Here is a 26,722-nt window from a genome sequence, read left to right as displayed (position 1 = left end):
ACGATGTCCTTCCTTGCCGCTGCGCTCGACCGTGTGAAGCCGTCCGCGACCATCGCGGTCACGGATAAAGCACGTGCGCTGAAAGCGGCGGGCCGCAACGTCATCGGCCTCGGTGCCGGCGAGCCCGACTTCGACACGCCCGCCAACATCAAGCTGGCCGCGATCCACGCCATCGAAGCCGGCAAGACCAAGTACACCGCGGTCGACGGTATTCCCGAGTTGAAGGAAGCCATCATCGGCAAGTTTCAGCGCGAGAACGGCGTGGTCTACAAGCCGAACCAGATCATCGTCGGCACCGGCGGCAAGCAGGTGCTCTACAACGCGCTGATGGCGACCATCAATCCGGGCGACGAGGTGATCATCCCCGCGCCGTACTGGGTCAGCTATCCCGAGATGGTGGCGCTCGCCGGCGGCGAGCCGGTGCCGGTGGTCTGCACTGCCGCGACCGGCTTCAAGCTCCAGGCCGAGGCGCTCGATCGTGCGATCACGCCGAAGACCAAATGGGTGATCCTGTGCTCGCCGTCGAACCCGACCGGCGCGGCCTACACCAAGACCGAGCTGAAGGCGCTCACCGACGTTCTGGTCAAGCATCCGCATGTGTGGGTGATGACCGACGACATGTACGAGCACCTCGTCTATGACGACTTCCAGTTCACCACGGTCGCGCAGGTCGAGCCGAAACTCTATGACCGCACGCTCACCGTGAACGGCGTGTCGAAGGCCTATTGCATGACCGGCTGGCGCATTGGTTACGCCGGCGGCCCGGCGCAGCTCATCAAGGCGATGTCGACGATCCAGTCGCAGTCGACCTCGAACCCGTCGTCGATTGCACAATGGGCCGCGGTGGAAGCGCTGAACGGTCCGCAGGACTTCATCCCCGCCAACAACAAGGTGTTCAAGGAGCGTCGCGACCTCGTGGTCTCCATGCTCAACCAGGCCAAGGGTATCGAGTGCCCGCGGCCTGAGGGCGCCTTCTACGTCTATCCGTCCTGCGCCGGCACCATCGGCAAGACCGCGCCGTCGGGCAAGGTGATCGACAATGACGAGACCTTCGTCACCGAGCTGCTCGAGACCGAAGGCGTCGCCGTGGTGCAGGGTTCGGCCTTCGGCCTCGGTCCGGCGTTCCGCATCTCCTACGCGACCAAGACCTCGGACCTCGAAGACGCCTGCAAGCGCATCCAGCGCTTCTGCGGCAATCTGCGGTAAGTCTGTCGCGACAGACATCGAAAAGGCCCGCTCCGGCGGGCCTTTTTATTTGCCGCGCGCGATCTGGCACGCCCAAAACTCTTGTGGCATAGAACGTCGCGCACCGCTTGCAGGCGCGCCGCTCTGCTCGCATCACATTCATCGCCGGAGATATTCATGCGCCGCTCACTCCTCCTCGCCGGGCTCACTGTCGCGAGCCTCGTGGCCTCCGTCGCCAACAGCAGCGCGCAGCAGCGGATGGCGCGGGTCGGCGTGCTCGAATGCCGCGGCGGCGCCAGCGTCGGCTTCATCGTGGGCTCGGTGACCCATCTCGGCTGCGTGCTGCGCGCCGACGGCTTGCCGGACGATCGCTACGTCGCGACCATCCGCAAAGTCGGTCTCGACATCGGCATCACCCAGGAGACGGCGCTGGCGTGGGGCGTGTTCGCGCCGGTCGACCGGCTCGGCCCCGGCGACCTCTCGGGCAATTACGCGGGCGCGCAGGGCAGCGCGTCGGTCGGCGTCGGCCTCGGCGGTAACGTGCTGGTCGGCGGCTCCAACAACTCGATCGCGCTTCAGCCACTCAGCGTGCAGGGCCAGGTCGGCCTCAACGTCGCTGCCGGCCTCGAGAGCCTGGAACTCCGTCCGGGCCGTTGACAATTCCGCGTGTGCAGATCGCGTCGGTCCGACGCGATCGCGGCAACGACGCACCGCAGCGACGTTTTGATGCTTGCTAAATCTCGGGGACGGGCAGAGCATCGGCGTTTGCCGACCCAATCATGGGCCGAGCTCCACACCAAGGAGGCGGCGAATGGGACAAGACGTCAGAAGTCCCCGAGGTCCACGGTGCATAGCACTGGTGGGCCCTTTCCAAAGCGGTAAAACCACACTTCTCGAAGCAATATTGGCGCGAACGGGCGCGATCCCCCGCGCCGGCAGCGTCGACGCCGGAACTTCCGTCGGCGATGCCACGCCCGAGGCCCGTCATCACAAGATGACCGTCGGGCTGACTGCCGCCACCACGAGTTTCATGGGCGACAGCTACACCTTCATCGATTGTCCCGGTTCCGTCGAGTTCGCCCACGACATGCGCGCCGCGCTGCCTGCGGTCGATGCCGCAGTCGTGGTCTGCGAGGCCGATGAGAAGAAGCTGCCGCAGCTTCAGATCATCCTGCGCGAGCTGGAGGAGCTGAAGATCCCGCGTTTCCTGTTCCTCAACAAGATCGACCGCGCCAACAAGCGCATCCGCGAGACGCTCGCAATTCTGCAGCCCGCCTCGCGTGTGCCGCTGGTGCTGCGCCAGATCCCGATCTGGAAGGACGAGCTGATCGAGGGCTTCGTCGATCTCGCGCTGGAACGTGCGTTCATCTACCGCGAGCACAAGGCCTCCGAAGTGGTCGCGCTCGAAGGCGGAAATCTCGATCGCGAGAAGGAGGCCCGCTTCTCGATGCTGGAGAAGCTCGCCGATCACGACGATGCGCTGATGGAGCAACTGCTCGAGGACATCCAGCCGCCGCGCGATGCGGTGTTCGACGATCTCGCGCGCGAATTGCGCGAGGGGCAGATCTGCCCCGTGCTGCTGGGCGCTGCCGCGCGCGAAAACGGCGTGCTGCGCCTGATGAAGGCGCTGCGCCACGAGGCGCCGGGCATCGAGGAGACCGCCAAGCGTCTCGGCGTGCCAGCCGGCAAGGAGGCGCTCGGCTACGTCTTCAAGACGCTGCATTCGCAGCACGGCGGAAAGCTGTCGCTGACGCGATTGCTTGCCGGCCATCTCGACGACGGAGCCACGTTGCAATCCGCCTCCGGCGGCAGCGGCCGCATCTCCGGCATCCTCGCCGTCAACGGCGCCTACGACACCAAGCGTGCCGCGGCCGAAGCCGGCGACACGGTCGCGCTCGCCAAGGTCGACCCGATCAAGACCGGCGACACGGTCACGAGCGGCAAGTCTCCGCCGGCTGCGCTGATGGCCCCGGAGCCGACGCCGCCGGTGCTCGCGATCTCGGTTGCCGCCACCGACCGCAAGGACGACGTCAAGCTCGGCCAGGCGCTTGCGCGGCTGCACGAGGAGGATCCTTCGCTCGGCATCGTGATGAACGCCCAGACCCACGACACCGTGCTGTGGGGCCAGGGCGAGATGCATCTGCGCGTCGCGAGCGAGCGGCTGCGCGATCGCTTCGGCGTCAAGATCACCTCGCATCCGCCCGCGATCGGCTACCAGGAGACCATCCGCAAGCCGATCGTCCAGCGCGGCCGGCACAAGAAGCAGTCCGGTGGCCACGGGCAGTTCGGCGACGTCGTGCTCGACATCAAGCCGCTGCCGCGCGGCGAGGGGTTCAAGTTCGCCGAAAAGGTCGTCGGCGGCGCGGTGCCGCGCAACTATATCGGTGCGGTGGAAGAGGGCGTTGTCGACGGACTGACCCGCGGTCCGCTCGGCTTCCCCGTCACCGATGTGCAGGTGACGCTGACCGACGGCTCCTATCACAGCGTCGACTCCTCCGACCTCGCCTTCCGCACGGCGGCGCGGGTCGGGCTCAACGAGGGCCTGCCGCAATGCCAGTCGGTGCTGCTGGAGCCGATCCACGTGGTCGAGATCGTCTGCCCGACCGACGCCACCGCCAAGATCAACGCGATCCTGTCGGCGCGGCGCGGCCAGATCCTCGGCTTCGACACGCGTGACGGCTGGAGCGGCTGGGACTGCGTTCGCGCCATGATGCCGGAAGCGGAGATCGGCGAATTGATCGTCGAATTGCGCTCGGCCACGGCAGGAGCCGGCAGCTTCACCCGCCAGTTCGACCACATGGCCGAAGTCACCGGCCGCGCCGCCGACCAGATCATCGCCGCGCATCAGCACGCGGCGTGATCGGTTAGCGCATCGCGTAGTCAGGAAGGCGCCACTCTCTCACTCCCTCTCCCCGTTCTTCACGGGGAGAGGGAGTGGTGAGGGGGCGCCTTTGCACGCGCGCGGTTCTTTGTTTAGTCGCCACCCGTCATTGCGAGCGCAGCGAAGCAATCCAGAGTCTTTCCGCGGTGGGATTCTGGATTGCTTCGTCGCTGCGCTCCTCGCAATGACGGAGGAGACCGATGCGCGCCCCTCTTGTGTCCGCTTGCGAATGATGTATTTTACATCATTGTATATGTTTATAATATCACTTATAAACTCTGATACGTGAGGGCGCGGTGATCACGTCGTTCCAGATGAGGGCAGCCCGCGCGCTGCTTGGCATTGACCAGAAAACCTTGGCCGAGCTTGCCGGCGTGTCGCTCCCGACCATCCAGCGGATGGAGGCCTCGACCGGCAACGTTCGCGGGGTGGTCGAGACCTTGATCAAGGTGGTCGAGGCGTTCGACCGGGCCGGGGTGGAGCTGATCGGCGAGCAGGCGCGCAGCGACAGCGGCGGGCGGGGCGTTCGCTTGAAGGAACCGGGGCCGCCGCGCCGCGTCGGGGCATGATCGCTGCGATGATCGTGCCCGCAAGGCAGATGAGCTAACGCACCGTCGCGTCCGATCGCGGCCGCACGATGCAGTGGAGCATTGTGGGGCAGCGGAGCATGAGCACTACCAGCGAGCGGGCAGGCGGCCTGCATCAGTTGCGTCGGCCGACCTTTACCGAACTGTATCTGCCAAAGCTCATCACCGTCTGGCGCGAAGGCTACGGCGCCGCCGACTTCCGCGCTGATATCTTCGCGGGCCTCACGGTCGCGATCGTCGCGCTGCCGCTATCGATGGCGATCGCGATCGCATCGGGCGTGACGCCGGATCGCGGGCTCTACACCGCCGTCGTCGGCGGCTTCATCGTCTCGCTGCTCGGCGGCAGCCGGTTTCAGATCGGCGGACCCGCCGGCGCCTTCATCGTGCTGGTCGCGGTGACCGCGGAGCGGCACGGCGTCGACGGCGTCATCCTCGCCACGATGATGGCGGGCCTGGTCCTGATCGCCGCGGGCCTGCTGCGCATCGGCACCTACATCAAGTTCATTCCCTATCCCGTCACGGTCGGCTTCACCGCGGGCATCGCCGTGATCATCTTCGCCAGCCAGCTCCGCGATCTCGGCGGGATCACGCTGGCGGGGAAGGAGCCCAGCGAGTTCGTTCCGAAGCTCATTGCGCTCGCCGGGGGCCTGCACACCATCAATCCGTCAGCGGTTGCCGTTGCGCTCGTGAGCATCGCCATCATCGCTGCCTTGCGGATCTGGCGGCCATCCTGGCCCGGCATCCTGGTCGCGGTCGTGTTCGCGGCCGTCGTGTGTGCGGTGTTCTCGTTGCCGGTGGAAACCATCGGCAGCCGGTTCGGCGGCATCCCCCGCGAATTGCCCTCGCCGGCGCTGCCCGCCTTCTCGCTTGCGAAGGCGAAAGCGGTGCTGCCGGATGCGATCTCGTTCGCGCTGCTGGCCGCGATCGAATCGCTGCTGTCGGCGGTGGTGGCCGACGGCATGACCGGACGCCGTCACCGCTCCAATTGCGAGCTGGTGGCGCAAGGCGCGGCCAATATCGGTTCGGCGCTGTTCGGCGGCATCTGCGTCACCGGCCTGATCGCGCGCACCGCGACCAACATCCGCGCCGGCGCGTGCGGGCCGCTGGCGGGGATGCTGCATTCGGTGTTCCTGCTGCTGTTCATGCTGACCGCGGCGCCGCTCGCGAGCTACGTCCCGCTCGCCGCGCTCGCCTCCGTGCTCGTCGTCGTCGCCTGGACCATGGCGGAGAAGCACGAATTCGCGACGCTGCTGCGCTCGTCCTGGGGCGATGCCGTCGTGCTGCTCGCCACTTTCCTGCTCACGATCTTCCGCGACCTGACCGAGGGCATCCTGGTCGGCTTCGCGCTCGGCGCGGTGCTGTTCATCCACCGCATGTCGGAGATGACCGGCATCGAGGAGCGCACGCCGCTCGTGGCCGCCGATCGTCCCGATGACGGCAATGGCGAGCGCGTTCCTTACGATTCCGCGCTCGCGGTCGATCGCGACGTGCTGGTCTACCGCATCACGGGCGCGTTCTTCTTCGGTGCGGCCTCGGCGATCGGCGGCGTCCTGGACGGCGTCGCCGACGGGCGCAAGGCCTTCGTGGTCGATTTCGCCGCGGTCCCGTTCCTGGATTCGACGGCGGCCAACGTGCTCGGCCGCGTCGCCGCCAAGGCTCACCGCCAGGGAATCCGGCTGTTCATCACCGGGGCCTCGCCCACGGTCCGCCGCGCGCTGCTCACGCACGGTGTGAGCCCGCGGCACGCGCGTTATCGGCAGACCATCGAGCGTGCGGTCGCCGATATCAAGGCGGCCCCCGCCGCGAGCGGATCCGCGGTGCTGCTCCCGCCTGCTTGACAGGACCGACGGGACGCGAAATGGATCGCCCTCGACCACGACCCGAGGCATAGATGACCGCGTCCAAAGCTCCCGCAGCCTGCTTGATCGGATGGCCCGCCGCGCATTCGCGCTCGCCGCTGATCCATCATTACTGGCTGCGCACGCTCGGGATCGAGGGCGGCTATGTCATCGAGGCGGTTCCGCCCGATGATCTCAGAGACTTCGTGCTGCGGCTGTCGCTGCGCGGCTTCGTCGGCGCCAACGTCACAATCCCGCACAAGGAAGGCGTGCTGGCGCTGTCCGCCCCCGATGCGCGCGCCAGGGCCGTGGGCGCTGCCAACACGCTGTGGTTTGCCGACGGCGAGCTGCGCTCGACCAACACCGACGTCGAAGGCTTCATCGGCAATCTCGACGCCGCCGCGGCCGGTTGGGACAGGGCGGAAGAAGCCTTGGTGCTCGGGGCGGGCGGTTCCTCGCGCGCGGTCGTGTTCGGCCTGCTCGAACGCGGCATCAAGCGCATCCACCTCGCCAACCGCACCATCGCGCGCGCCGAGACGCTGGCCAGACAGTTCGGACCGAACGTGCGTCCGATCCCCTGGGACGGCATCAACGACGTGCTGCCGCGCGCAAAGCTTCTCGTGAACACGACCTCGCTCGGCATGCACGGCCAGCCGTCGCTCGATGTCGACGTGGCGCGCCTGCCGGACGGGGCGGTCGTCGCCGATCTCGTCTACGTTCCGCTGGTGACGCCGCTGCTGGCGGCCGCAACGGCGCGCGGCCTGAACACCGCCGACGGTCTCGGCATGCTCCTGCACCAGGCGGTGCGCGGCTTCGAGCTGTGGTTCGGCCGGCGGCCGCAAGTCACGGCCGAGCTGCGCGCGCTGGTCGAGGCCGACCTCACAAAGACTTGAGCGAATAATCGCGAATAGCACACCATCTCCGGAGTTCTATCCCCGTGGGGACAATCGGAGACCGTCATGGCTATTCAACGCGTAACTTTAATGCGCCCGCTCATCGCCGTCGCGATGGTGGCTGCTTCCACCCTCTATGCCGTCGCGCAGAAGGCGCCGGTGCCGACGCGCGTGCGCGGCACGATCGAGAGCGTCAATGGCGACACCATGCAGGTTAAGTCGCGCAGCGGCGAGGACGTCAAGCTCCACATCGCCCCTGACGTGAACGTGTCGGGCATTACCAAGATTTCACTCGCCGACATCAAGGTCGGCTCCTTCGTCGGTGCGACTACCGTGCCGGGGCCGGACGGTGGCCAGAACGCGGTCGAAGTGCACGTATTTCCGGAAAGCATGCGCGGCACCGGCGAGGGCTCGCGGCCCTATGACCTCAAGCCCAACTCCAGCATGACCAACGCCACGGTGTCGGAGAGCGTGGTCGGCAATGACGGCCATACGCTGCTGGTGAAGTACAAGGACGGCGAGAAGAAAGTTTTCGTCGCCGACAACACGCCGGTCGTGACCTTCGTGCCCGGCGACAAATCCGACCTGAAGGCCGGCGCCAAGGTGATTGCGTTCCTGAAGCAGCTGCCGGACGGCTCGTTCGAGACCAACCGCGTCAGCGTCGGCCGTGATGGCCTGACGCCGCCGATGTGAACGCTGCAGCCGGGAATAGCGGTGGTCATGCGGGGTTGCCGTAGTGATCGCCGCAACCACCCTGGAGAGGACCGTCATGCCGAAGCTGAGCTATCTGATGCCACGTGTCGTCGTGGCCGCATTCGCCGCCTGCATTGCCGCCTCATCGGTCTCGGCGCAGCAGGCGCCGACGGTCCGCATCCGCGGCACCATCGAGAGCGTCGACGGCAACACGCTGGGCATCAAGACGCGCGAAGGCAGCGATGTGAAGGTGCACATGACCGACAACGTCGCGGTCTTCGCCGTGGTGAAGACCTCGCTCGCCGAGATCAAGGAAGGATCCTATATCGGCGTGACCGGCATGCCCCAGCCCGACGGGACGCAGAAGGCGATCGCCGTGCACATCTTCCCCGAGAACCAGCGCGGCGCGGCCGAAGGCTTTCGTCCCTGGGATGCGCGCGCCAACTCGACCATGACCAACGCGACCGTGGCGCAGACGGTGGAGGGCACCGACGGCCAGAACATCACGGTCAAGTACAAGGACGGCGAGAAGAAGGTGGTGGTGCCGCCGGACACGCCGATCGTCACCTTCGTCGCCAGCGACAAATCCGAGATCAAGCCCGGCGCCAAGCTGATCATTTTCGGCGCGGCCAAGAAGGACGATGGTTCACTGGAAGCGAACCGGGTGAACGTCGGCCGCGACGGCATCACGCCGCCGATGTGAGGGATTGAGCGCTGAACTCGTAGGGTGGGCAAAGGCGCGCTTGCGCCGTGCCCACCATCCTTCAACGAGCGAGACGGAAATGGTGGGCACGCTGACGCTTTGCCCACCCTACGGCACCGCCGTTGTGGCTAGACCGCGATGATATGATCGTCGATCTCGTCGATCCTGTTAACGCCGCACAGGCCCATGGTCGTGAGCAGCTCCTTGTGGATGATGTCGATCGCCTTGGCGACGCCGGCCTGGCCGCCGGCACCCAGGCCATAGGCGTAGGCGCGGCCGATCATGCAGGACTTTGCGCCGAGCGCGAGTGCGCGCATCACGTCCTGGCCGGAGCGGATGCCGCCGTCGAACATGATCTCCATCTTGTCACCGACGGCATCGACGATCTCGGGCAGCACCTCGATCGAGGACGGCGCGCCGTCGAGCTGGCGGCCGCCATGGTTGGAGACCACGATCGCCTGCGCGCCGGTCTTCGCGGCGAGCTCGGCGTCCTCGACGTCGAGAATGCCCTTCAGGATCAGCTTGCCGGGCCAGATCGAGCGGATCCAGTCGATGTCGTTCCAGTTCAGCGCGGTGTCGAACTGCGAGTTGATCCAGGTCGACAGCGAGGTGATGTCGTCGCTGACCTTCAGATGACCGGCAAGATTGCCGAAGGTGCGGCGCTTGCCTTGCAACACGCCCGACACCCAGGCCGGCTTGGTGGCAAAATCGATCAGCTTCGACAGCGACCATTCCGGCGGAACCGTCATGCCGTTCTTGATGTCCTGATGGCGCTGTCCGATCACCTGGAGATCGACGGTCAGCACCAGCGCCGAGCATTTCGCCGCGATCGCGCGCTCGATCAGCGCCTTGATGAAGCCGCGGTCCTTCATCACGTAGAGCTGGAACCAGAACGGCTTCTCGACATTGGCGGCGATGTCCTCGATCGAGCAGATCGACATCGTCGACTGCGTGAACGGGATACCGGCGGCCTGCGCGGCGCGGCAGGCGTGGATCTCGCCGTCGCCATGCTGCATGCCCAGCAGGCCGACAGGCGCGAGCATCAGCGGCATGGTCGAGGGCTCGCCGAGGATCGTGGTCGATGTATCGCGCTTGGAGACGTCGACCAGGATGCGCTGGCGGAACTTGATCGCCTGCATGTCCTCGCGGTTGGCGCGCAGCGTTTCCTCGGCATAGGAGCCGCGGTCGCAATAGTCGAAGAACGCCTTCGGCACGCGGCGCTGATGCAGCGTGCGAAGATCGTCGATACAGGTGATGTGCTTCATGAAGGTTTCCCCGGCCCGTCTTGTACCCAAGAGTCTTGCATCGGAAGATCGAGGGGTCATCTAGCATGGTTGGATGCACAGCCAAATCGTTTGAGAGGAGGGCGTCATGACCAGGCCACGCAGCGAGCCGACGCCGGAAGAGATCAAGGAGAAGCAGGATCTCGACGAAGCGCTGGAGGAGGGCCTGGAAGAGACCTTCCCGGGCTCCGATCCGGTCAACGTCACCCAGCCGCCGCCGAGCCGCCAGGACGGCCACGTGAAGCGCTCCGGCTAGGGCGGGTTCCGCCAGGTTCCGCTATATCAGCAGGAAATATAGTGTTAACAATAAGTTACCGGGGTAGTTGTCCCCGGTTCCGTAATGATTCATCATATTTCTTGAAGCCAAGTTGGCCGCGAAGGCTTTATAAGAACTCAGCAAATCAGGGATGCGGGGCCTTTTCGGGCATCCCGTAGTTGTAAGGGGATCTCTGGTTGTTGCGTGGGGGACGATATGAGTCGCAAATATTTCGGGACTGACGGGATTCGGGGCCGCGCCAACGGACTGATCACGCCGGAGCTGGCGCTCAAGGTCGGCCAGGCCGCAGGCCTTGCGTTTCAGCGCGGTGACCACCGCCACCGGGTCGTGATCGGCAAGGACACGCGCCTGTCCGGCTACATGATCGAATACGCGATGGTCGCGGGCTTCACCTCCGTCGGCATGGACGTGCTGCTGGTCGGCCCGATGCCGACGCCGGCGGTCGCGATGCTGACCAAGTCGATGCGCGCCGATCTCGGCGTGATGATCTCGGCCTCGCACAATCTGTTCGAGGACAATGGCATTAAGCTGTTCGGCCCGCAGGGCTTCAAGCTCTCCGACGACGTCGAGAAGCAGATCGAGCAGCTGCTCGACGAATCCCTCGACAAGCGGCTGGCACAAAGTGCCAGCCTCGGCCGCGCCCGCCGTATCGACGGCGTGCATGACCGCTACATCGAATTCGCCAAGCGCACGCTGCCGCGCGATCTCTCGCTCGATGGTCTGCGCGTCGTGGTCGATTGCGCCAACGGCGCCGCCTACAGGGTGGTGCCGGAGGCGCTGTGGGAACTGGGCGCCGACGTCGTGCCGATCGGCGTAGAGCCCGACGGCTTCAACATCAACAAGGAATGCGGCTCGACCTCGCCGGAAGCGCTGTCGAAGAAGGTGCGCGAGATGCGCGCCGACATCGGCATCGCGCTGGACGGCGATGCCGATCGCGTCATCCTGGTCGACGAGCGCGGCCATCTCGTCGACGGCGACCAGCTGCTCGCGGTGATCGCGCAGAGCTGGAAGGAAGACGGGCGGCTGTCGCGCCCCGGCATCGTCGCCACGGTGATGTCCAATCTCGGGCTCGAGCGCTTCCTCAAGGGGCACGGGCTCGATCTCGTGCGCACGCCGGTCGGCGACCGCTACGTGCTCGAGCAGATGCTGAACGGCGGCTACAATCTCGGCGGCGAGCAGTCCGGCCACATCATCCTGTCCGACTACGCCACCACCGGCGACGGCTTCGTTGCCGCACTCCAGGTGCTGGCCGTGGTGCAGAAGCTGCGCCGGCCGGTGTCGGAAGTCTGCCACCGCTTCGATCCGCTGCCGCAGATCCTGAAGAACGTGCGCCACAAGGGCGGCAAGCCGCTCGACGATTCCGACGTCAAATCGGCGATCTCCGACGGCGAGAAGCGGCTCAACGGCCACGGCCGCCTCCTCATCCGCTCCTCCGGCACCGAGCCGGTGATCCGCGTCATGGGCGAGGGCGAGGACCGCCTCCTGGTCGAGGACGTCGTCGACACCATCGTCTCCGCGCTCGGACATGCGGCGGCCTGAGCTTGCGGCCATCCTTCGAGACGCCCGCTTTCGCGGGCTCCTCAGGATGAGGTCGTGCTTCTCGGCGAAATCCTAAACCCTCATGGTGAGGAGCCCGCACAGCGGGCGTCTCGAACCATGCAGGCCGCGTTGCTTCGCAGCAAATCGGACCCGCGCATCCCAGCCATGGGCGATTGGCGGTGGTTCCACCGCCGCTTGCATCGTAACAAACGGATGCGGCGGTTCGCCGCGCCGGATCGCCCCATTGAACAAGCCTGTCGTCGTCTCCGAGGAAACGCTGACCGAGCCCGTCGTCGTCAGCGACGTTGCGCCCGCCGCCACGGCAGCGGCAGGGCCGGCCTATGTCGTGCTTGTGGGCATCAGCTTCTCGCACTTCCTCAACGACACCATGCAGTCCCTGATCGCCTCGGTGTATCCGATCCTGAAGGACACCTACGCGCTCGACTTCACCCAGATCGGCATGATCACGCTGGCCTTCCAGTTCACGGCCTCGCTGCTCCAGCCGGTGGTCGGGCACTACACCGACAAGAAGGCGCAGCCTTACTCGCTATCGATCGGCATGGCCTCGACCTTCTTCGGCCTGCTGCTGCTCAGCGCCGCACACCAATATCTCGTCATCCTCGTCGCCGCCGCGCTGGTCGGGCTCGGCTCAGCGGTGTTTCACCCGGAATCGGCGCGGATCGCGCGGCTGGCCTCCGGCGGCCGCTACGGCTTTGCGCAATCGGTGTTCCAGCTCGGTGGCAGCTTCGGCACCTCGATGGGGCCAGTGCTGGCCGCGCTGATCGTGGTGCCGTTCGGGCAGGGCAGCATCGCCTGGTTCTCCTCGATCGCGTTCCTCGCGATTCTCATCCTCTGGCGCATCGGCCGCTGGTATGAGCCGCAGATCAAGGCGAAGAAGACGGCGGCGGTTCAGGCCCATCCCGACGCACCGACCTCGCGCCGCGTCGCGGTCGCGCTTGCCGTGCTGGTGGCGCTGCTGTTCTCGAAGCAGCTCTACGTCGCGAGCCTGTCGAGCTACTACATCTTCTATCTGATCGATCGTTTCGGCGTGTCGACGCAGGCGGCGCAGATCTATCTCTTCATCTTCCTCGCCGCGAATGCGGTCGGCGCATTTCTCGGTGGTCCCCTCGGCGATCGCTTCGGCCGCAAGATCGTGATCTGGATCTCGATTCTGGGCGCGCTGCCCTTCACGCTGGCGCTGCCCTATGCCGGGCTCCATGCGAGCGCGGTGCTGTCGGTCATCATCGGCCTGATCATCTCCTCGACGACGTCGTCGATCATCGTGTTCGCGCAGGAGCTGGTGCCGCACCGCTTCGGCATGATCTCCGGCGTGTTCTTCGGTGTCGCGTTCGGCATCGGGGGCCTCGGCGCCGCCGTGCTCGGCAAGCTCGCCGATCACACCTCGATCGAGTTCGTCTACCAGGTCTGCGCCTGGCTGCCGGCGATCGGCCTGCTTGCGGTGTTCCTGCCCAGGCTGCCGCGGCACGCGCGTTAACAGATCCTGTTTCGCCGCAACGCGGCTTCATACATCGTTAGCAATTGCGGGGACGGCAGAGCTCCGGGCGCTGCAATTTTGCAACGCTTGCACCGCATCCGCGTGTGTAGTCAGAAAAAATCAACCTTAAAAATTAGGGTTAAGTGGCGCTTAAGCATTTGGTGCCATCGTCCTCCCGTGAGTTTCCAGAACGTGAGGCGCTCGTATTTTGCCTCACCGGCCATAAGGACGAAGCCAATGCGTAGCGTTAAGTCTCTCCTTGCCGCGGGTGCGGCTACCCTGATCTCGTCGATGGCGTTTGCCGCCGACATGCCGATCGCGGCTCCGCCTCCCATGTACGCGCCGCCGGCTCCGCCCGCCGACTTTGGCGGCTGGTATCTCCGCGGCGACATCGGCATGACCAACCAGAGCGCCAAGCGCATCGACAGCGCCCTGCCGGTTGGGTATTCGAAGACGACGGAGGGGATCGGCTTCGACTCTTCGCCCCTGTTCGATCTCGGCGTTGGCTACCGCTTCAACAACTGGTTCCGTACGGACGTGATCGGCCAGTACCGGGGCAAAGCCACTCTGCACGGCAGCGACAACGTCGTTGGACCCGGCTTCGTCGGCGTCAACAATTACAGCGGCAGCAAGTCCGAGTGGGTCGTGATGGCCAACGCCTATGTTGACCTCGGCACCTGGTGGTGCATCACGCCGTTCATCGGCGCCGGCGTCGGCGGCTCCTACAACAAGATCAGCGGCTTCCGCGACGATGGCGTGTCGTACAGCCCCGGTCTCAACAACAGCGTCGCCTACTTCGGCGACAACGGAAAGTGGAACTTCGCCTGGGCCGCTCACGCCGGTCTCGCCTACAAGGTCAATCCCGGGTTCACCGTCGAACTGGCCTACAGCTACATGAATCTCGGCGACGGGGCGCCCGGCAACTACCGCCTGTTCGACAACAGCGCTTCGGGCCCGACCTCGATCAGGGTCAGGGAAATCACCTCGCACGACGTCAAGCTCGGCGTGCGCTGGGATCTCAACAGCCCGCCGGCCTACATGCCGCCGCCGCTCGTCACCAAGGGCTGATCGCAAGCCTTATCGGCTGACAGGCCTCATCGCTTAGGACTTCTTAACGGCGCGGGATCATCCCGCGCCGTTTTGCTTTGCGTATTTTTCATGGCGAGTGGCGACGAAAGCGGTCGGCGCAACCATTGGTTAAGGTTAACGGGCCATGATCAAGAGCGAAAAGTTCGAGTTCGATGGAGCGTCGGGATGCGTAGGCTTTTGTTGGCGGTGGCGATGCTGGGGACGGTGTCTGCCGCGCATGCGGCCGATCTCTCCGATCTTCCCATCCTGCGCGGCAGCTTCACCGACGGCTTGAGCAAATCCTACGTCAGTTGGGAAGGCTTCTATGCCGGTGGCCAGGTCGGGTACGGCTCTTCCGACGAGAATTTCAGGGGCTCGACCAGCAACATGATGGCGGCGTTGCTGGCCGATACCCTGATCGAGTCGGAAATGGGCGTCTCGCAGTGGAATCTGGGCCTTGGCAAGGCTTCCCGTCGCACCACCGGCTACGGCGTGTTCGGCGGCTACAATGCCCAGTGGGACGACGTCGTGCTTGGCTTGGAAGCAAGCTATCTCCACGGCTCCTTCGGTGGATCGGCGTCAGCCAGTGAAGCCCGTAGCAACCAGCTGTCCGACGGCAACGTGCACTCCGTCACGGCGAGCTCGACGTCCTCGATCGCGATCAAGGACATGGCAACATTTCGCGGCAGGGCCGGCTATGCATGGGGATGCTTCCTGCCCTACATGTTCGGCGGGCTCGCGCTCGGCAATGCCGATATCGTTCGCACGGTGAGCGCTCAGGATTATGTGACTCCGGCCGGCGTTCTGCAGGGGCCGGTCTCCGCGACCGACGCGCAGCACAACCATCTGATCTACGGCTACAGCGCCGGCCTCGGCGTCGACATCAACCTGGTCGGTGGCGTGTTCATGCGGGCCGAGTACGAATACATCCGCTTTACCTCGGCGGTCGACACCAGCATCAACACCGTCCGCGCCGGCCTCGGCTACAAGTTCTGATCTTGTACGCCGGGGGTGATTGACAGGCCTTGTCAGTCCTGATGCTCTGTCGCTCCAAAGCGGGGCGGCAGCGATGCAGATCTACGGCGACACGAATTCCGGCAATTGCCTGAAGGTAAAGTGGGTCTGCGACAAGCTCGCGCTGCCTTACCAGTGGATCGAAATCGACACCCGCAAGGGCGAGACGCGCACGCCGCAATTCCTCAAGATGAACGGCGCCGGCCAGGTGCCCACCGTCGCCTTCGACGACGGCCGCACGCTGGCGCAGTCCAATGCCATCATCCGCTATCTCGCGCGCGACAGTGCGCTCGTTCCGCGCGACGCCTTCGCCGCGGCCAAGATGGATGAATGGCTGTTCTGGGAACAGTACAGCCACGAGCCCTATATCGCGGTGTGCCGCTTCCAGATCGTCTATCTCGGCAAGGACACATCCGAGCTCGACGCGGAAAAGGTCAAGCGCGGCTATGCGGCGCTCGACCGCATGGAGCAGCATCTTGCGGCGAGCCGCTTCTTCGCCGGCGAGGAGGTTTCGCTCGCCGACGTCTCGCTGCTCGCCTATACGCGCCTCGCGCATGAAGGCGGTTTCGATCTTGGCCGCCATGCAGCCGTCCGCCGCTGGATCGGCGAGGTCGAAGCCTGGCTCGGCCTTCCGCCGGCGCGCTGAGCCTGGAGTTTCCCGACATGAACGACAAGTCCGTCTCCATCCGTCCCGCGCGCCGCGAGGACGTTGCGGCGATCGTCGCCATGCTGGCCGACGATCATCTCGGTCGCGCCCGCGAGCGCATCGAGGATCCGCTGCCTGCCGTGTATTACGAAGCGTTCGAGCGGGTCGAGCGCGATCAAAATCTCACGCTCGTGGTCGCCGAGAGCGAGGGCAGGGTGGTCGGCTGCCTGCAACTTGCGATCCTGCCGGGCATCAGCTCGCAAGGCGGTATCCGCGGTCTGCTCGAAGACGTTCGCGTTGCTTCCGATTGTCGCAGCCGCGGCATCGGCGAGCAGTTGGTGCAATGGGCTGTCGCGGAAGCGAAAGCGCGCGGCTGCAATCTGGTCGAACTGCTGACGCATCAGACGCGCGTCGATGCGCAGCGCTTCTACAAGCGACTCGGATTCACATCGAGCCATGTCGGCATGACTGTCCGCTTTTGAGGCGGCGCGTTTTGAGGCAGTTCATTGCGAGCGTTGTGCGATCAGCGAAATCGGATCGCGCGTTCGTTCATCTTAAGAGCTGATAAACTACCCGTTCGTCGTTCACGTTGATTGGGGAACGAAGGGTGCTACGCAGCGTCAGGACACCGGGCTCGGTCGGTTCGGGGATTTCGATGACAAGTTATTCGATGATCAAGGTCGGCAACGATTACGTTGTGCAGGCCAACGACAAGTGCATTTTGAAGGTCGGCAGCCGTCGCCGTGCGGCGCAATTGATCAGCGATGCCACGGACTTGCTGAACGCGCTCGCTGCCGTGGAATCCCCCGATATCGTGCCGGAATTGCCTTCACTCCGCCGTGAGCCGCCGGAAGTTTCTTGACTGGTCTACCCGATTCCCGTATCAGCCGCGGCGGGACACCTCCCCCCAACGGGAGGCTTACTATCTGGAAGGGTAGATCATGACCGTAGCGAAGCCCGCTTCGCGGCCGAACGTGCCGCATTTCTCCTCCGGCCCCTGCGCCAAGCGCCCCGGCTGGAACGCCCAAAATCTCAAGGACGCAGCGCTCGGCCGCTCGCATCGCGCGAAGGTCGGCAAGACCAAGCTCAAGCTCGCGATCGATCTGACGCGTGAAGTGCTCGAGGTGCCCGCCGATTACCGCATCGGCATCGTGCCGGCGTCCGATACCGGCGCGGTCGAGATGGCGCTGTGGTCGCTGCTCGGTGCACGTCCGGTCACCACGCTCGCCTGGGAATCCTTCGGCGAGGGCTGGGTCAGCGACATCGTCAAGGAATTGAAGCTCAAGGACGTCACCAAGCTCAACGCGGCCTATGGTGAAATCCCCGACCTCTCCAAGGTCGATCCCAAGAGCGACGTCGTCTTCACCTGGAACGGCACCACCTCAGGCGTGCGCGTGCCGAACGCCGACTGGATCAGCGCGACCCGCGAAGGCCTGACCATCTGCGACGCCACTTCGGCCGCGTTCGCGCAGCCGCTCGACTGGGCCAAGCTCGATGTCGTCACCTTCTCCTGGCAGAAGGCGCTCGGCGGCGAGGCCGCGCATGGCATGCTGATCCTCTCCCCGCGCGCGGTGGAGCGGCTCGAGACCTACAAGCCGGCCTGGCCGCTGCCGAAGATCTTCCGCATGACCAAGGGCGGCAAGATCAACGAAGGCATCTTCGTCGGCGAGACCATCAACACGCCCTCGATGCTCTGCGTCGAGGATTATCTCGATGCGCTGAATTGGGCCAAGTCGATCGGCGGCCTGAAGGCGCTGATCGCGCGTGCGGACGCCAACACCAAGGTGCTCGCCGACTGGAAGGCGAAGACGCCGTGGATCGACTTCCTGGCCAAGGACGCCGCGATCCGCTCCAACACCTCGGTGTGCCTGAAGTTCACCGATCCCGCGATCACCTCGCTCTCCGAGGACGCGCAGGCCGAGTTCAGCAAGAAGCTGGTCGCGCTGATCGAGAAGGAAGGCGCGGGCTACGACTTCGCGTATTACCGCGATGCGCCGGCAGGCCTGCGCATCTGGTGCGGCGCCACCGTCGAGGCCAAGGACGTCGAGATCCTGACGCAGTGGATCGACTGGGCCTTCGCCGAGACCAAGGCCACGCTCGCCAAGGCGGCGTGATGTTCTGACCCTCCCCTGGAGGGGGAGGGTCGACGCACCGTCAGGTGCGGCGGGGTGGGGTGATCTCTCCACGCGGCGCACCGGCGAAATTCGAGATTGCAGCTTCACCCCACCCCGGCGCTTCGCGCCGACCCTCCCCCTCTAGGGGAGGATGTGAAGGACACATCCCATGACCAAGCCCAAAGTTCTCATTTCCGACGCGCTCTCTCCCGCTGCCGTGCAGATCTTCAAGGACCGCGGCGTCGAGGTCGATTTTCAGCCCAACCTCGGCAAGGACAAGGACAAGCTTGCCGAGATCATCGGCAATTACGACGGCCTTGCGATCCGCTCCGCGACCAAGGCGACCGCCAAGATCCTTGAGAAGGCGACCAGGCTCAAGGTGATCGGCCGCGCCGGCATCGGCGTCGACAACGTCGAGATTCCCGCCGCCACGGCGAAGGGCATCATCGTGATGAACACGCCGTTCGGCAATTCGATCACGACCGCCGAGCACGCCATCACGCTGATGCTGGCGCTCGCCCGCGAGATCCCGCAGGCCGACGCCTCGACCCAGGCCGGCAAGTGGGAGAAGAACCGCTTCATGGGCGTCGAGATCACCGGCAAGGTGCTCGGCGTCGTCGGCTGCGGCAACATCGGCTCGATCGTCGCCGATCGCGCGCTCGGCCTGCGCATGAAGGTCGTCGCCTTCGATCCGTTCCTGTCGCCGGAGCGCGCCAAGGACATCGGCGTCGAGAAGGTCGAGCTCGACGATCTGCTCAAGCGCGCCGACTTCATCACGCTGCACACCCCGCTGACCGAGAAGACCAAAAACATCATCGACGCCGGCGCGATCGCCAGGATGAAGAAGGGTGTGCGCCTGATCAACTGCGCGCGCGGCGGCCTCGTCGACGAGCAGGCCGTGGTCGACGCGCTCAACTCCAAGCACATCGCCGGCGCCGCCTTCGACGTCTTCGTCGAGGAGCCCGCCAACGCGAACGTGTTGTTCGGCCATCCCAACGTGATCTGCACGCCGCATCTCGGCGCCTCCACCACCGAAGCGCAGGAGAACGTCGCGCTCCAGGTCGCCGAGCAGATGTCGGACTATTTGCTGTCGGGCGCGATCTCGAATGCGGTCAACTTCCCCTCGATCACGGCGGAAGAAGCGCCGAAGCTGAAGCCGTTCATCACGCTCGCCGAGAAGCTCGGCTCGTTCGCAGGCCAGCTCACCGAGACCGGTATCTCGAAGGTCACCATCACCTATGAGGGCCACGTCGCCGAGATGAAGATCAAGGCGATCACCTCCGCGGTGCTGTCGGGCCTGCTGCGGCCGATGCTGGGCGAGGTCAACGTCGTCTCCGCCCCCGTCGTGGCCAAGGAGCGCGGCATGGTGGTGGACGAGATCGTGCGCGCCGCGCAGAGCGACTACGAAAGCCTGATCACCGTCACGGTGGCGACGGAGCGCCAGGAGCGCTCGGTCTCCGGCACCGTGTACCATGACGGCAAGCCGCGACTGGTCGACGTCAAGGGCATCCGCGTCGACGCCGAGTTCGGCAAGTCGATGATCTACGTCACCAACGAAGACAAGCCGGGCTTCATCGGCAAGTTCGCGAGCCTGCTGGGCGATGCCAAGATCAACATCGCGACCTTCCATCTCGGCCGCGTCGCGCCGGGAAGCGATGCCATCGCGCTGATCGAGGTCGACGGCACAGTGCCGGCGGAGCTGCTCGCCAAGGTGCAGGCCCTGCCGCAGGTCAAGCAGGTCAAGGCGCTGAATTTCTGAGACATCGACATATTCCGACCCGCGGAACAACGCCGCCTCCCTCACCGGAGGCGGCGTTTTTATTTTTCCCGCGACCGCCGGACTTTGTGTACCAATGGCGCCCAGAACGTCTCGTACCAACGCCTCCGTACCATCGTCGAAAGGGAGAAAACAATGCGTGAAGCCGTCATCGTTTCCTATGCGCGCACGGGCCTCGCGAAATCCGGCCGCGGCGGGTTCAACATCACGCCGCCGATGTCGCTCGCGGCCCATGCCATCAAGCACGCGGTCGATCGCGCCGGTGTCGAGAAGGACTATGTCGAGGACTGCTATCTCGGCAATTGCGCCCACGGCGCGCCGAACATCGGCCGCCAGGCCGCGCTGCTCGCCGGGCTGCCGAAGACCACGGCCGGCGTCTCGGTGAACCGCTTCTGCTCCTCGGGCCTCCAGACCATCGCGATGGCCGCCAACTCGATCCGCTCCGACGGCGCCGACTGCATCGTCGCGGGCGGCGTCGAGAGCATCTCGATGCCGGGCGGCGGGACGCCGAAGGAATCGATCGATCCGGAGCTGCTCAAGGTCGCCCCTGATATCTTCATGGCGATGATCGACACCGCCGACATCGTCGCCGAGCGCTACAAGCTCAGCCGCGAATACCAGGACGAGTTCTCGCTGGAATCGCAGCGCCGCATGGCTGCGTCCCAGCAGGCGGGCAAGTACAAGGACGAGATCGTCCCGATGAAGACGAAGATGAAGGTCGTCGACAAGCAGACCAAGGCGGAATCGATCGTCGATTACGTCGTCGACCGTGACGAGTGCAACCGGCCCGAGACCACGCTGGAGGGCCTCGCCAAGCTCGAGCCGGTGAAGGGCCCCGGCAAGTTCGTCACCGCCGGCAATGCCAGCCAGCTCTCCGACGGCGCCGCCGCCGTGGTGCTGATGGAAGCCAAGGATGCCGAGAAGCGCGGCCTCAAGCCGCTCGGCCGCTTCGTCGCCTGGGCGACCGCCGGCTGCGAGCCCGACGAGATGGGCATCGGCCCGGTGTTCGCGATCCCGAAGCTGCTGAAGCGCACCGGCCTGAAGATCGACGACATCGATCTGTGGGAGCTCAACGAGGCCTTCGCCAGCCAGTGCCTCTACTCGCGCGACAAGCTCGGCATCGATCCCGCCAAGTACAACGTCAACGGCGGCTCGATCGCGATCGGCCATCCCTTCGGCATGACCGGCGCGCGTCTCACCGGTCACCTCCTCCAGGAAGGTGCGCGCCGCAAGGCCAAGTGGGGCGTCGTGACCATGTGCATCGGCGGCGGCCAGGGCGGCGCCGGCCTGTTCGAGATCTACAGCTGATCTAGGCCACGTGAATGTGAAAGGCACGGCGTCGCAAGCGCCGTGCCTTTTTCGTTGCGCAGCAATCGTCACGCAACTATACGTCTCGTGTCGGAAAAGGCAGACTTGGTCTGGTAAGCCCAAGTCCTTTCGGTAACGAAAGCTCTGGTCTTTGGCCTTGTGCACGAGATCCCCGCGACGAACGTCGGACGCCACGCAGGCGCCCAATCGTTCGTCCGTGTGATTCTCGGGTTTCAGGGAACGCTCCGGTCGAACATCGACCACAGGAGCGTCTCATGCAAACCCAATCCCCGAATCTGCAATCCTCGAATCCATACGACGTCATCATTGCCGGTGCCGGCCCCGTCGGCCTGTTTCTCGCGTGCGAACTGCGGCGCGCGGGTCTCTCGGTCCTGGTGCTGGAGCAATCACGGAATCCGCATTCGGCCCTGAAGCAACTTCCGTTCGGCCTGCGTGGCCTTTCGGTTCCGACAGTCGAGGCCTTCTACCGGCGTGGCTTGCTGGACGAGATCGTGATCGCGCAGCGCGCAAGCTCAGGTGCGATCACGAGTGCGGCCCACTGGATGCAGCAGGCGCGCCGGCCCGCAGGTCATTTCGCCGGCATTCAGTTCTATCAGGACGACATCGATGCCGCGAAGTGGCCCTGGCATTTGCCGACGCCGGCGGATGCCAGCATCGCGGTCGATATGGAAACCCTCGAATCCGTTCTGGCCGCGCGCGCATGCAGCTTGGGCGTCGAGATCCGGCGCGGCTTCGGCGTCAATGCCATCACCGCTTCAGACGAAGATGTGACGGCGCAGGCGGCTGGCGAGACCTTCCGCGGACGCTGGCTGGTCGGTTGCGACGGCGGCCGCAGCGCGGTGCGCAAGCTGAGCGGATTCGATTTCGTCGGCACCGATCCCGAATTCACGGGCTATTCCATCGACGTCGAACTGGCCGACCCGGACAAGCTTGGCCCGGGTCGCAACCATACGCCCACGGGCATGTACACCTACGCGCCATCAGGGACGATCGCGATGGTCGATTTCGACGGTGGTGCCTTCCATCGAACCGAGCCGATCACGCGCGAGCATGTGCAGAGCGTCTTGCGCCGCGTCTCCCGCACGGACGTCACCGTCATCGCCCTTCGGCTTGCCGCGACCTGGACGGATCGGGCGCATCAGGCAACGACGTATCGCAAGGGGCGCGTGCTGCTGGCGGGCGATGCCGCTCACGTCCATTCGCCGCTGGGCGGCCAGGGCCTCAATCTCGGTCTTGGCGACGCGATGAACCTGGGCTGGAAGCTGGCTGCTGCGAGCCGCGGCGAGGCGCCGGCGGATCTCCTCGATAGCTATTCGCGCGAGCGGCATCCTGCCGGTGCGCAGATCCTCGACTGGTCGCGCGCGCAGGTCGCGATCATGCGGCCGACGCCGAGCACGCGCGCGCTGCAGGCCATCATTCGCGATCTCATCGGGACCCGGGACGGCGCGACCTATTTCGCCGAGCGCGTGCGCGGCGTTTCGCTCCGCTACGATCTCGGCGGCCGCCTTCCGCTTGTAGGCCGCAGTGTTCCCGATTTCGAATTGTCTGACGGCACGACGGTCGGTGAACGCCTCAGGACGGCGAAAGGCATGTTGCTGGACTTCGACGCGCGTGCACCGCTTCAGGCGCTTGCTAGCCGCTGGAGCGATCGGGTCAATTATGTCACCGATGACGTCAGCGACCGGCTGGGCTTGAGCGCCGTGCTGGTGCGCCCCGACGGCTTCGTGGCCTGGGCCAGTGACGGCGCACCCGACCATGAGGAGGTCGCTCAGGCCGTGGCGCGATGGTTCGGCGAATCCACGGCGGCGCGCGGATATCCCTGAGCGCCGCCGCGCGTTGCCGCGATTAACCCCTCACGCCCCCGCGAGCGCCGGCGCGAACACCACTTCGATCAGCGTGCCGGAATTGGCTGCGCTCTTGATGTTGAACCGGGCGCGGTTGGCTTCGACCAGGGCCTTGGTCAATGACAGGCTGAGCGCCGAACTGTCCGCGGCATCGCCCGGCGGCGGGGTGCGGAACGGCTCCATCGCCGCGGCGACCTCGCGCTCGCTGAGGCCGTGGCCGGTGTCGCGGATGCGCAAGGCAATCTCGCCGCGATCGGACAGCGCGGTCGAGACGATGACCTGGCCGCCGGCGCTGGCGAGCCGGATCGAGTTCGAGATCAGGTTCACCGTGATCTGCCGCATCGCGCGCGCGTCGACGCTCACCTGCGGCAGCGCGTGCGCGAGCGAGGTGCGGATGATGATGCGCTCGCGATTGGCCTGCGGCTGCATCACCGTGACACAGGCTTCGACGAGGTCGTTGAGGTTGAGGTTGGCGAAGGAGAGGTCGAGCTTGCCGGTCTCGATCCGCGACAGCTCCAGCAGATCGTCGATGATGGTGATCACGCGCTCGCCGGAGGCGCGGATGTCCTTCATGTATTCGCCGTAGCGCTCGTTGCCGAGCGCGCCGAAGCGTTCGGAGATCATCACCTCGGCGAAGCCGATGATGGCGTTGAGCGGCGTGCGGATCTCGTGGCTGATCCGCGCCAGCATGTCGGCCTTGGCATTCGCCGCGCCGTTCGCGAGATGGCGCGCCTGCTTCAATTCGCTCTCGCCCTGCTTGCTCTGCGAGAGGTCGCGGAACACGGCGAAGAAGTTCGGGCCGTCGGGCCGCGTGCGGCCCATGATCATGGCGAGCGGAATGACGCCGCCCTTCTTCTCGCGGCCCAGCACCTCGCGGCCGTGGTCGAGCAGGCTCGATATGTCCTGGCTCTTGAGGTGTTCGAGATAGTCGGCGACGATCTGCTGGCTCTCCGGCGCGAACAGCGTCATCAGGGTCTGCTGCATCAGCGCTGCGCCGTCATAGCCGAACAGCGCCTCGGCGCTGCGGTTGCAGGCGTGGATGTTGCCTTCGGCATCGAACATGACGATGCCCTCGGCCGTGGTGTCGAGGATCGCGGCGAGATCCTCGGCGTCGGCATCGCCGGCCTCGGGCTCGAGCGTGGGCGCGTAGGGGAAGGACTCCGCGACGACGGCAGCTCCGGCAATAACAGGCTCGGCGACGACGGGCGGCGCAGCGACAGCGAGCACCGTTGCAGCCTGCGGCAGCGCGCAGATCAGCGCATGCGCGCTCTCGCCGTCCCAGTCGATCGTGTGCAGGTGCGCTTCGGTGGTCGGAAGCGGCGCTTCGCCGTTCGCCACCGTCGCGCTGATCGTGACAGGCGTGCCGGCCTGCGACGTGCTGCTCGCCGACGATACGCCCGGCTCGACATAGAGCGCATCGAGCCCGCCGGCATATTCCAGCGCGCCCAGATCGGCATAGCCCATGCGCGCGAGGAAGGCGGGGTTGGCGTAGAGCAGCCGGTCGAGCCGGTAGATCAGGATGCCCGTCGGCAACAGGTCGAGCAGCGCGCGGTCGCGCACGCTGTGACCGTGCGCGGGCGGCGCCGGCTCGGCCAGCCATTCCGGCGGCTGCGGCGCCTCGGGCTCGGGCAGCGGCGGCTCGGGAGCATTCTCCGCGGCCGGCGGCTCGGACGTGCCGGCTGCGATCGTCTCGCGCTCGCGCTCTAGCCGCTCGGACAATTGCCGGGCGAGCTCGTTGAACGCGCTGTTCTCGACCGGGGTCAGCGTCGGCGATCTCTGATCACTGAGTGATCTGACATCGCCGGGCGGACGGAACGGCACGACATTGGGAGGCGTTTCCACTGGCGTTTCCGGATCGGTTGGGTGTGAATTCGCGTCGGGGGCGGGGGCGGGCAGGTCAGCTTCAGGTGTCGGCTCGGGCTTGGCTGCGGGCGGCTCGCTCGGTGGAGGCGGGGCCTCCGCCACGGGCTCCGGCTCGGGATCGGGCGCGACGACGTCGGCGGAGAGGCCGCGCTGCGCGGCCGGCGCGGCGAGCTGCTCGAAGCGCCGGAGCGCCTCGAGCCGGTTGAGGCCGTCGAGATCGCGGCAGACGCCAAAGCCCTTGAAGCCCGCAAAATTGCGCGCGTGATCGTAGACCGGCAGGCCTGCAAGCTCGACCGGCAGATGCTCGCCGCCATCGGCCGGCCAGTTCACGGTGATCCCGGCCCAGGTGTCGCGGCTGGCCAGCGCCTGCGCGACGCGGCCCTCGGGGTCGAGCGCAAATTCGTCGGCGATCTCGCGCCAGGGGCGGCCGAAGCCGGCGGCCGTGTGCGCGCCCATCAGGTGGATGAACTCGCCGGTTGCGAGCACGAAGCGACCGTCCGCATCCATCTGCCACAGGAAGCGCAGCGGATGCTGACGCGGTGCGGGCGGCTCTGCGTGGCCCGGCGGCGGTTCGACCATGTGTGAGGTGATTGGCGCGGCCTGCGGCGACACGATGGCTTCGGCCAAGTTTTCAACCGGAGTTTTCGGCACGATGTCGGCGGCCTGGGCGAGCGCTTCCTGCTCCGGCTCTTGCTCCGGTGCCTGTGCGGTCTCTTCGATGGGATCGGCGAAGGCGTCGAACAATGCGATCCCGGCCGGCACCGCTGCGGATGGCGGCGGCGCGCCCGGCATCGCCGCGGCGTGCGGCGCGGATTCAACCGGCGCTTCAGCTGCGGCATCCGGCGTGCTCTCGGGCGCTGGTTCGGCAGGCGCCGCAGGCTCGATCAACGCGACCAGGCCGACATCGGCACCCACGCCGACCCGTTGCAGCACCATCTTGCCGATGCCGATCGGCGTCTCGGCGCGGCCTTTCGTCAGCGCATCGCTGCGGGTCTGGTCGAGGTCGGCATCGCCGAGATCGCGAAAGCCGAGCAGGGAATGGGCGGCTTCGCTGGCGCCGACGAACAGGCCGTCGCGCGCGAACGCCGCCATCGGCACCTTGGCGCCGTCGACGAGGCGGTGCAGCCGCTCGACCAGCGGCATGGCGCGCAGCGTCGGGTCCATCGCGGTGACGAGCAGACCATGCTGGCCATCGGCAAATTCGAGGCGCGCGCAGGCGCAGGTCATCAGCGTGCCGAGGCGGGCGCCGAAGCCGCGCAGACGTTCGAGCCTGACGGCGCCGTTCGCCGGTAGCTGGCGGGCGAGCCGGGCGACCTGACGGCGATGGCTGTCCGCCGGGCCAAAGGTCCTGTCCGCGAGGGCTGTGGCATTGGCCGCGCCGAACAGTCTTGCGCCGACCGGATTGGCCCAGAGCACGCGCGTGCCGTCGATCGACCAGAGCCAGGCGGGCAGCGGCGAGGTCGCGTGCACGGCCAGCCGGGGATCGCCCACGCCTCGCAACTGGAAATCCGAACTCGTCATCCGACCGGCTTCAAGTCTCGCTTGTCAGCATCATTGTGCAAGGCCGCCGGAATGACAGCCTTAAGAAAGGGTTAGTATCGCGCGCGGGCGCGGGCAGGTCCACGGCCCCGGTCCCGGCAACCGGCCCTAAGCCGCGATAACCTTAATCCGGCTGACCCCGCAAGCCGCACAT

At 65.9% G+C, this 26,722-nt stretch carries 22 protein-coding genes; 20 read left to right on the top strand and 2 right to left on the bottom strand.

What is annotated here, in order from left to right; translation table 11 throughout:
- Nucleotides 1–3: 3 nt before the first annotated feature.
- The 8 genes from NLM15_RS38780 (at nucleotide 4) to NLM15_RS38745 (ending at nucleotide 8,780) form a co-directional block, all read left to right on the top strand.
- Complete coding sequence (locus NLM15_RS38780) at nucleotides 4–1,206, top strand: pyridoxal phosphate-dependent aminotransferase (RefSeq protein WP_254123227.1); 1,203 nt, start codon at nucleotides 4–6, stop codon at nucleotides 1,204–1,206.
- A gap of 156 nt (nucleotides 1,207–1,362) precedes the next feature.
- Nucleotides 1,363–1,842, top strand: a complete 480-nt coding sequence (locus NLM15_RS38775) for a DUF992 domain-containing protein (protein WP_254123226.1) — start codon at nucleotides 1,363–1,365, stop codon at nucleotides 1,840–1,842.
- 154 nt (nucleotides 1,843–1,996) lie between these two features.
- Nucleotides 1,997–4,045 (top strand): elongation factor G, encoded by a 2,049-nt coding sequence (locus NLM15_RS38770; protein WP_254123225.1) that lies wholly within the window; start codon nucleotides 1,997–1,999, stop codon nucleotides 4,043–4,045.
- A gap of 317 nt (nucleotides 4,046–4,362) precedes the next feature.
- The gene (locus NLM15_RS38765; RefSeq protein WP_008566993.1) at nucleotides 4,363–4,635 is read left to right on the top strand and encodes a helix-turn-helix domain-containing protein; all 273 of its coding nucleotides are present in this window, start codon (nucleotides 4,363–4,365) and stop codon (nucleotides 4,633–4,635) included.
- Between the two features lie 98 nt (nucleotides 4,636–4,733).
- The gene (locus NLM15_RS38760) at nucleotides 4,734–6,491 is read left to right on the top strand and encodes a SulP family inorganic anion transporter (protein ID WP_254123224.1); all 1,758 of its coding nucleotides are present in this window, start codon (nucleotides 4,734–4,736) and stop codon (nucleotides 6,489–6,491) included.
- Nucleotides 6,492–6,544: 53 nt separating this feature from the next.
- Nucleotides 6,545–7,384, top strand: coding sequence for a shikimate dehydrogenase (locus NLM15_RS38755; RefSeq protein ID WP_254123223.1), 840 nt, complete (start codon nucleotides 6,545–6,547; stop codon nucleotides 7,382–7,384).
- Between the two features lie 66 nt (nucleotides 7,385–7,450).
- Nucleotides 7,451–8,077, top strand: coding sequence for a hypothetical protein (locus tag NLM15_RS38750; protein WP_254123222.1), 627 nt, complete (start codon nucleotides 7,451–7,453; stop codon nucleotides 8,075–8,077).
- A 76-nt stretch (nucleotides 8,078–8,153) separates the two neighbouring features.
- Entirely contained in the window at nucleotides 8,154–8,780 is a 627-nt protein-coding gene (locus NLM15_RS38745; protein WP_254123221.1) for a hypothetical protein, read from the top strand.
- Nucleotides 8,781–8,908: 128 nt separating this feature from the next.
- Here the strand turns inward: NLM15_RS38745 and NLM15_RS38740 are convergent, their stop codons facing one another.
- Nucleotides 8,909–10,045, bottom strand: a complete 1,137-nt coding sequence (locus tag NLM15_RS38740) for an alpha-hydroxy acid oxidase (RefSeq protein WP_254123220.1) — start codon at nucleotides 10,043–10,045, stop codon at nucleotides 8,909–8,911.
- Between the two features lie 106 nt (nucleotides 10,046–10,151).
- Here NLM15_RS38740 and NLM15_RS38735 point away from each other — a divergent pair, with 106 nt between their 5' ends.
- The 12 genes from NLM15_RS38735 to NLM15_RS38680 all read left to right on the top strand — a co-directional run bounded on the left by NLM15_RS38735 (nucleotide 10,152) and on the right by NLM15_RS38680 (nucleotide 23,145).
- Entirely contained in the window at nucleotides 10,152–10,319 is a 168-nt protein-coding gene (locus NLM15_RS38735; RefSeq protein ID WP_254123219.1) for a hypothetical protein, read from the top strand.
- A 216-nt stretch (nucleotides 10,320–10,535) separates the two neighbouring features.
- On the top strand, nucleotides 10,536–11,879 hold the full coding sequence (gene glmM / locus NLM15_RS38730) for a phosphoglucosamine mutase (protein ID WP_254123218.1): 1,344 nt from the start codon (nucleotides 10,536–10,538) through the stop codon (nucleotides 11,877–11,879).
- A gap of 244 nt (nucleotides 11,880–12,123) precedes the next feature.
- Nucleotides 12,124–13,374 (top strand): MFS transporter, encoded by a 1,251-nt coding sequence (locus tag NLM15_RS38725; protein ID WP_305887443.1) that lies wholly within the window; start codon nucleotides 12,124–12,126, stop codon nucleotides 13,372–13,374.
- Nucleotides 13,375–13,611: 237 nt separating this feature from the next.
- The gene (locus NLM15_RS38720) at nucleotides 13,612–14,442 is read left to right on the top strand and encodes an outer membrane protein (protein ID WP_254123217.1); all 831 of its coding nucleotides are present in this window, start codon (nucleotides 13,612–13,614) and stop codon (nucleotides 14,440–14,442) included.
- A gap of 186 nt (nucleotides 14,443–14,628) precedes the next feature.
- Nucleotides 14,629–15,438 (top strand): outer membrane protein, encoded by an 810-nt coding sequence (locus NLM15_RS38715; RefSeq protein ID WP_254123216.1) that lies wholly within the window; start codon nucleotides 14,629–14,631, stop codon nucleotides 15,436–15,438.
- A gap of 73 nt (nucleotides 15,439–15,511) precedes the next feature.
- Entirely contained in the window at nucleotides 15,512–16,102 is a 591-nt protein-coding gene (locus NLM15_RS38710; protein ID WP_254123215.1) for a glutathione S-transferase family protein, read from the top strand.
- A gap of 17 nt (nucleotides 16,103–16,119) precedes the next feature.
- A complete protein-coding gene (locus NLM15_RS38705) occupies nucleotides 16,120–16,584 on the top strand; it encodes a GNAT family N-acetyltransferase (protein ID WP_254123214.1) in 465 nt (154 codons plus the stop codon).
- 188 nt (nucleotides 16,585–16,772) lie between these two features.
- Nucleotides 16,773–16,964 carry a hypothetical protein gene (locus NLM15_RS38700; RefSeq protein ID WP_254123213.1) on the top strand — a complete coding sequence of 64 codons (192 nt, stop codon included), beginning with the start codon at nucleotides 16,773–16,775 and terminating at the stop codon, nucleotides 16,962–16,964.
- A 79-nt stretch (nucleotides 16,965–17,043) separates the two neighbouring features.
- A complete protein-coding gene (locus NLM15_RS38695) occupies nucleotides 17,044–18,216 on the top strand; it encodes a phosphoserine transaminase (RefSeq protein ID WP_254123212.1) in 1,173 nt (390 codons plus the stop codon).
- 169 nt (nucleotides 18,217–18,385) lie between these two features.
- Nucleotides 18,386–19,975 (top strand): phosphoglycerate dehydrogenase, encoded by a 1,590-nt coding sequence (gene serA / locus NLM15_RS38690; RefSeq protein ID WP_254123211.1) that lies wholly within the window; start codon nucleotides 18,386–18,388, stop codon nucleotides 19,973–19,975.
- Nucleotides 19,976–20,128: 153 nt separating this feature from the next.
- Nucleotides 20,129–21,301, top strand: coding sequence for a thiolase family protein (locus NLM15_RS38685; RefSeq protein WP_063687393.1), 1,173 nt, complete (start codon nucleotides 20,129–20,131; stop codon nucleotides 21,299–21,301).
- 275 nt (nucleotides 21,302–21,576) lie between these two features.
- Complete coding sequence (locus NLM15_RS38680) at nucleotides 21,577–23,145, top strand: FAD-dependent oxidoreductase (protein WP_254123210.1); 1,569 nt, start codon at nucleotides 21,577–21,579, stop codon at nucleotides 23,143–23,145.
- A 30-nt stretch (nucleotides 23,146–23,175) separates the two neighbouring features.
- Here NLM15_RS38680 and NLM15_RS38675 read toward each other — a convergent pair whose 3' ends face one another.
- The gene (locus NLM15_RS38675; RefSeq protein WP_254123209.1) at nucleotides 23,176–26,550 is read right to left on the bottom strand and encodes a PAS domain-containing protein; all 3,375 of its coding nucleotides are present in this window, start codon (nucleotides 26,548–26,550) and stop codon (nucleotides 23,176–23,178) included.
- Nucleotides 26,551–26,722: the final 172 nt, after the last annotated feature.

It is taken from the genome of Bradyrhizobium sp. CCGB20, from assembly GCF_024199855.1.
Taxonomy (GTDB): Bacteria; Pseudomonadota; Alphaproteobacteria; order Rhizobiales; family Xanthobacteraceae; genus Bradyrhizobium.
The sequence above is the reverse complement of the archived record's forward strand: the minus strand, read 5'-3'. Positions and strand labels throughout refer to the sequence as shown.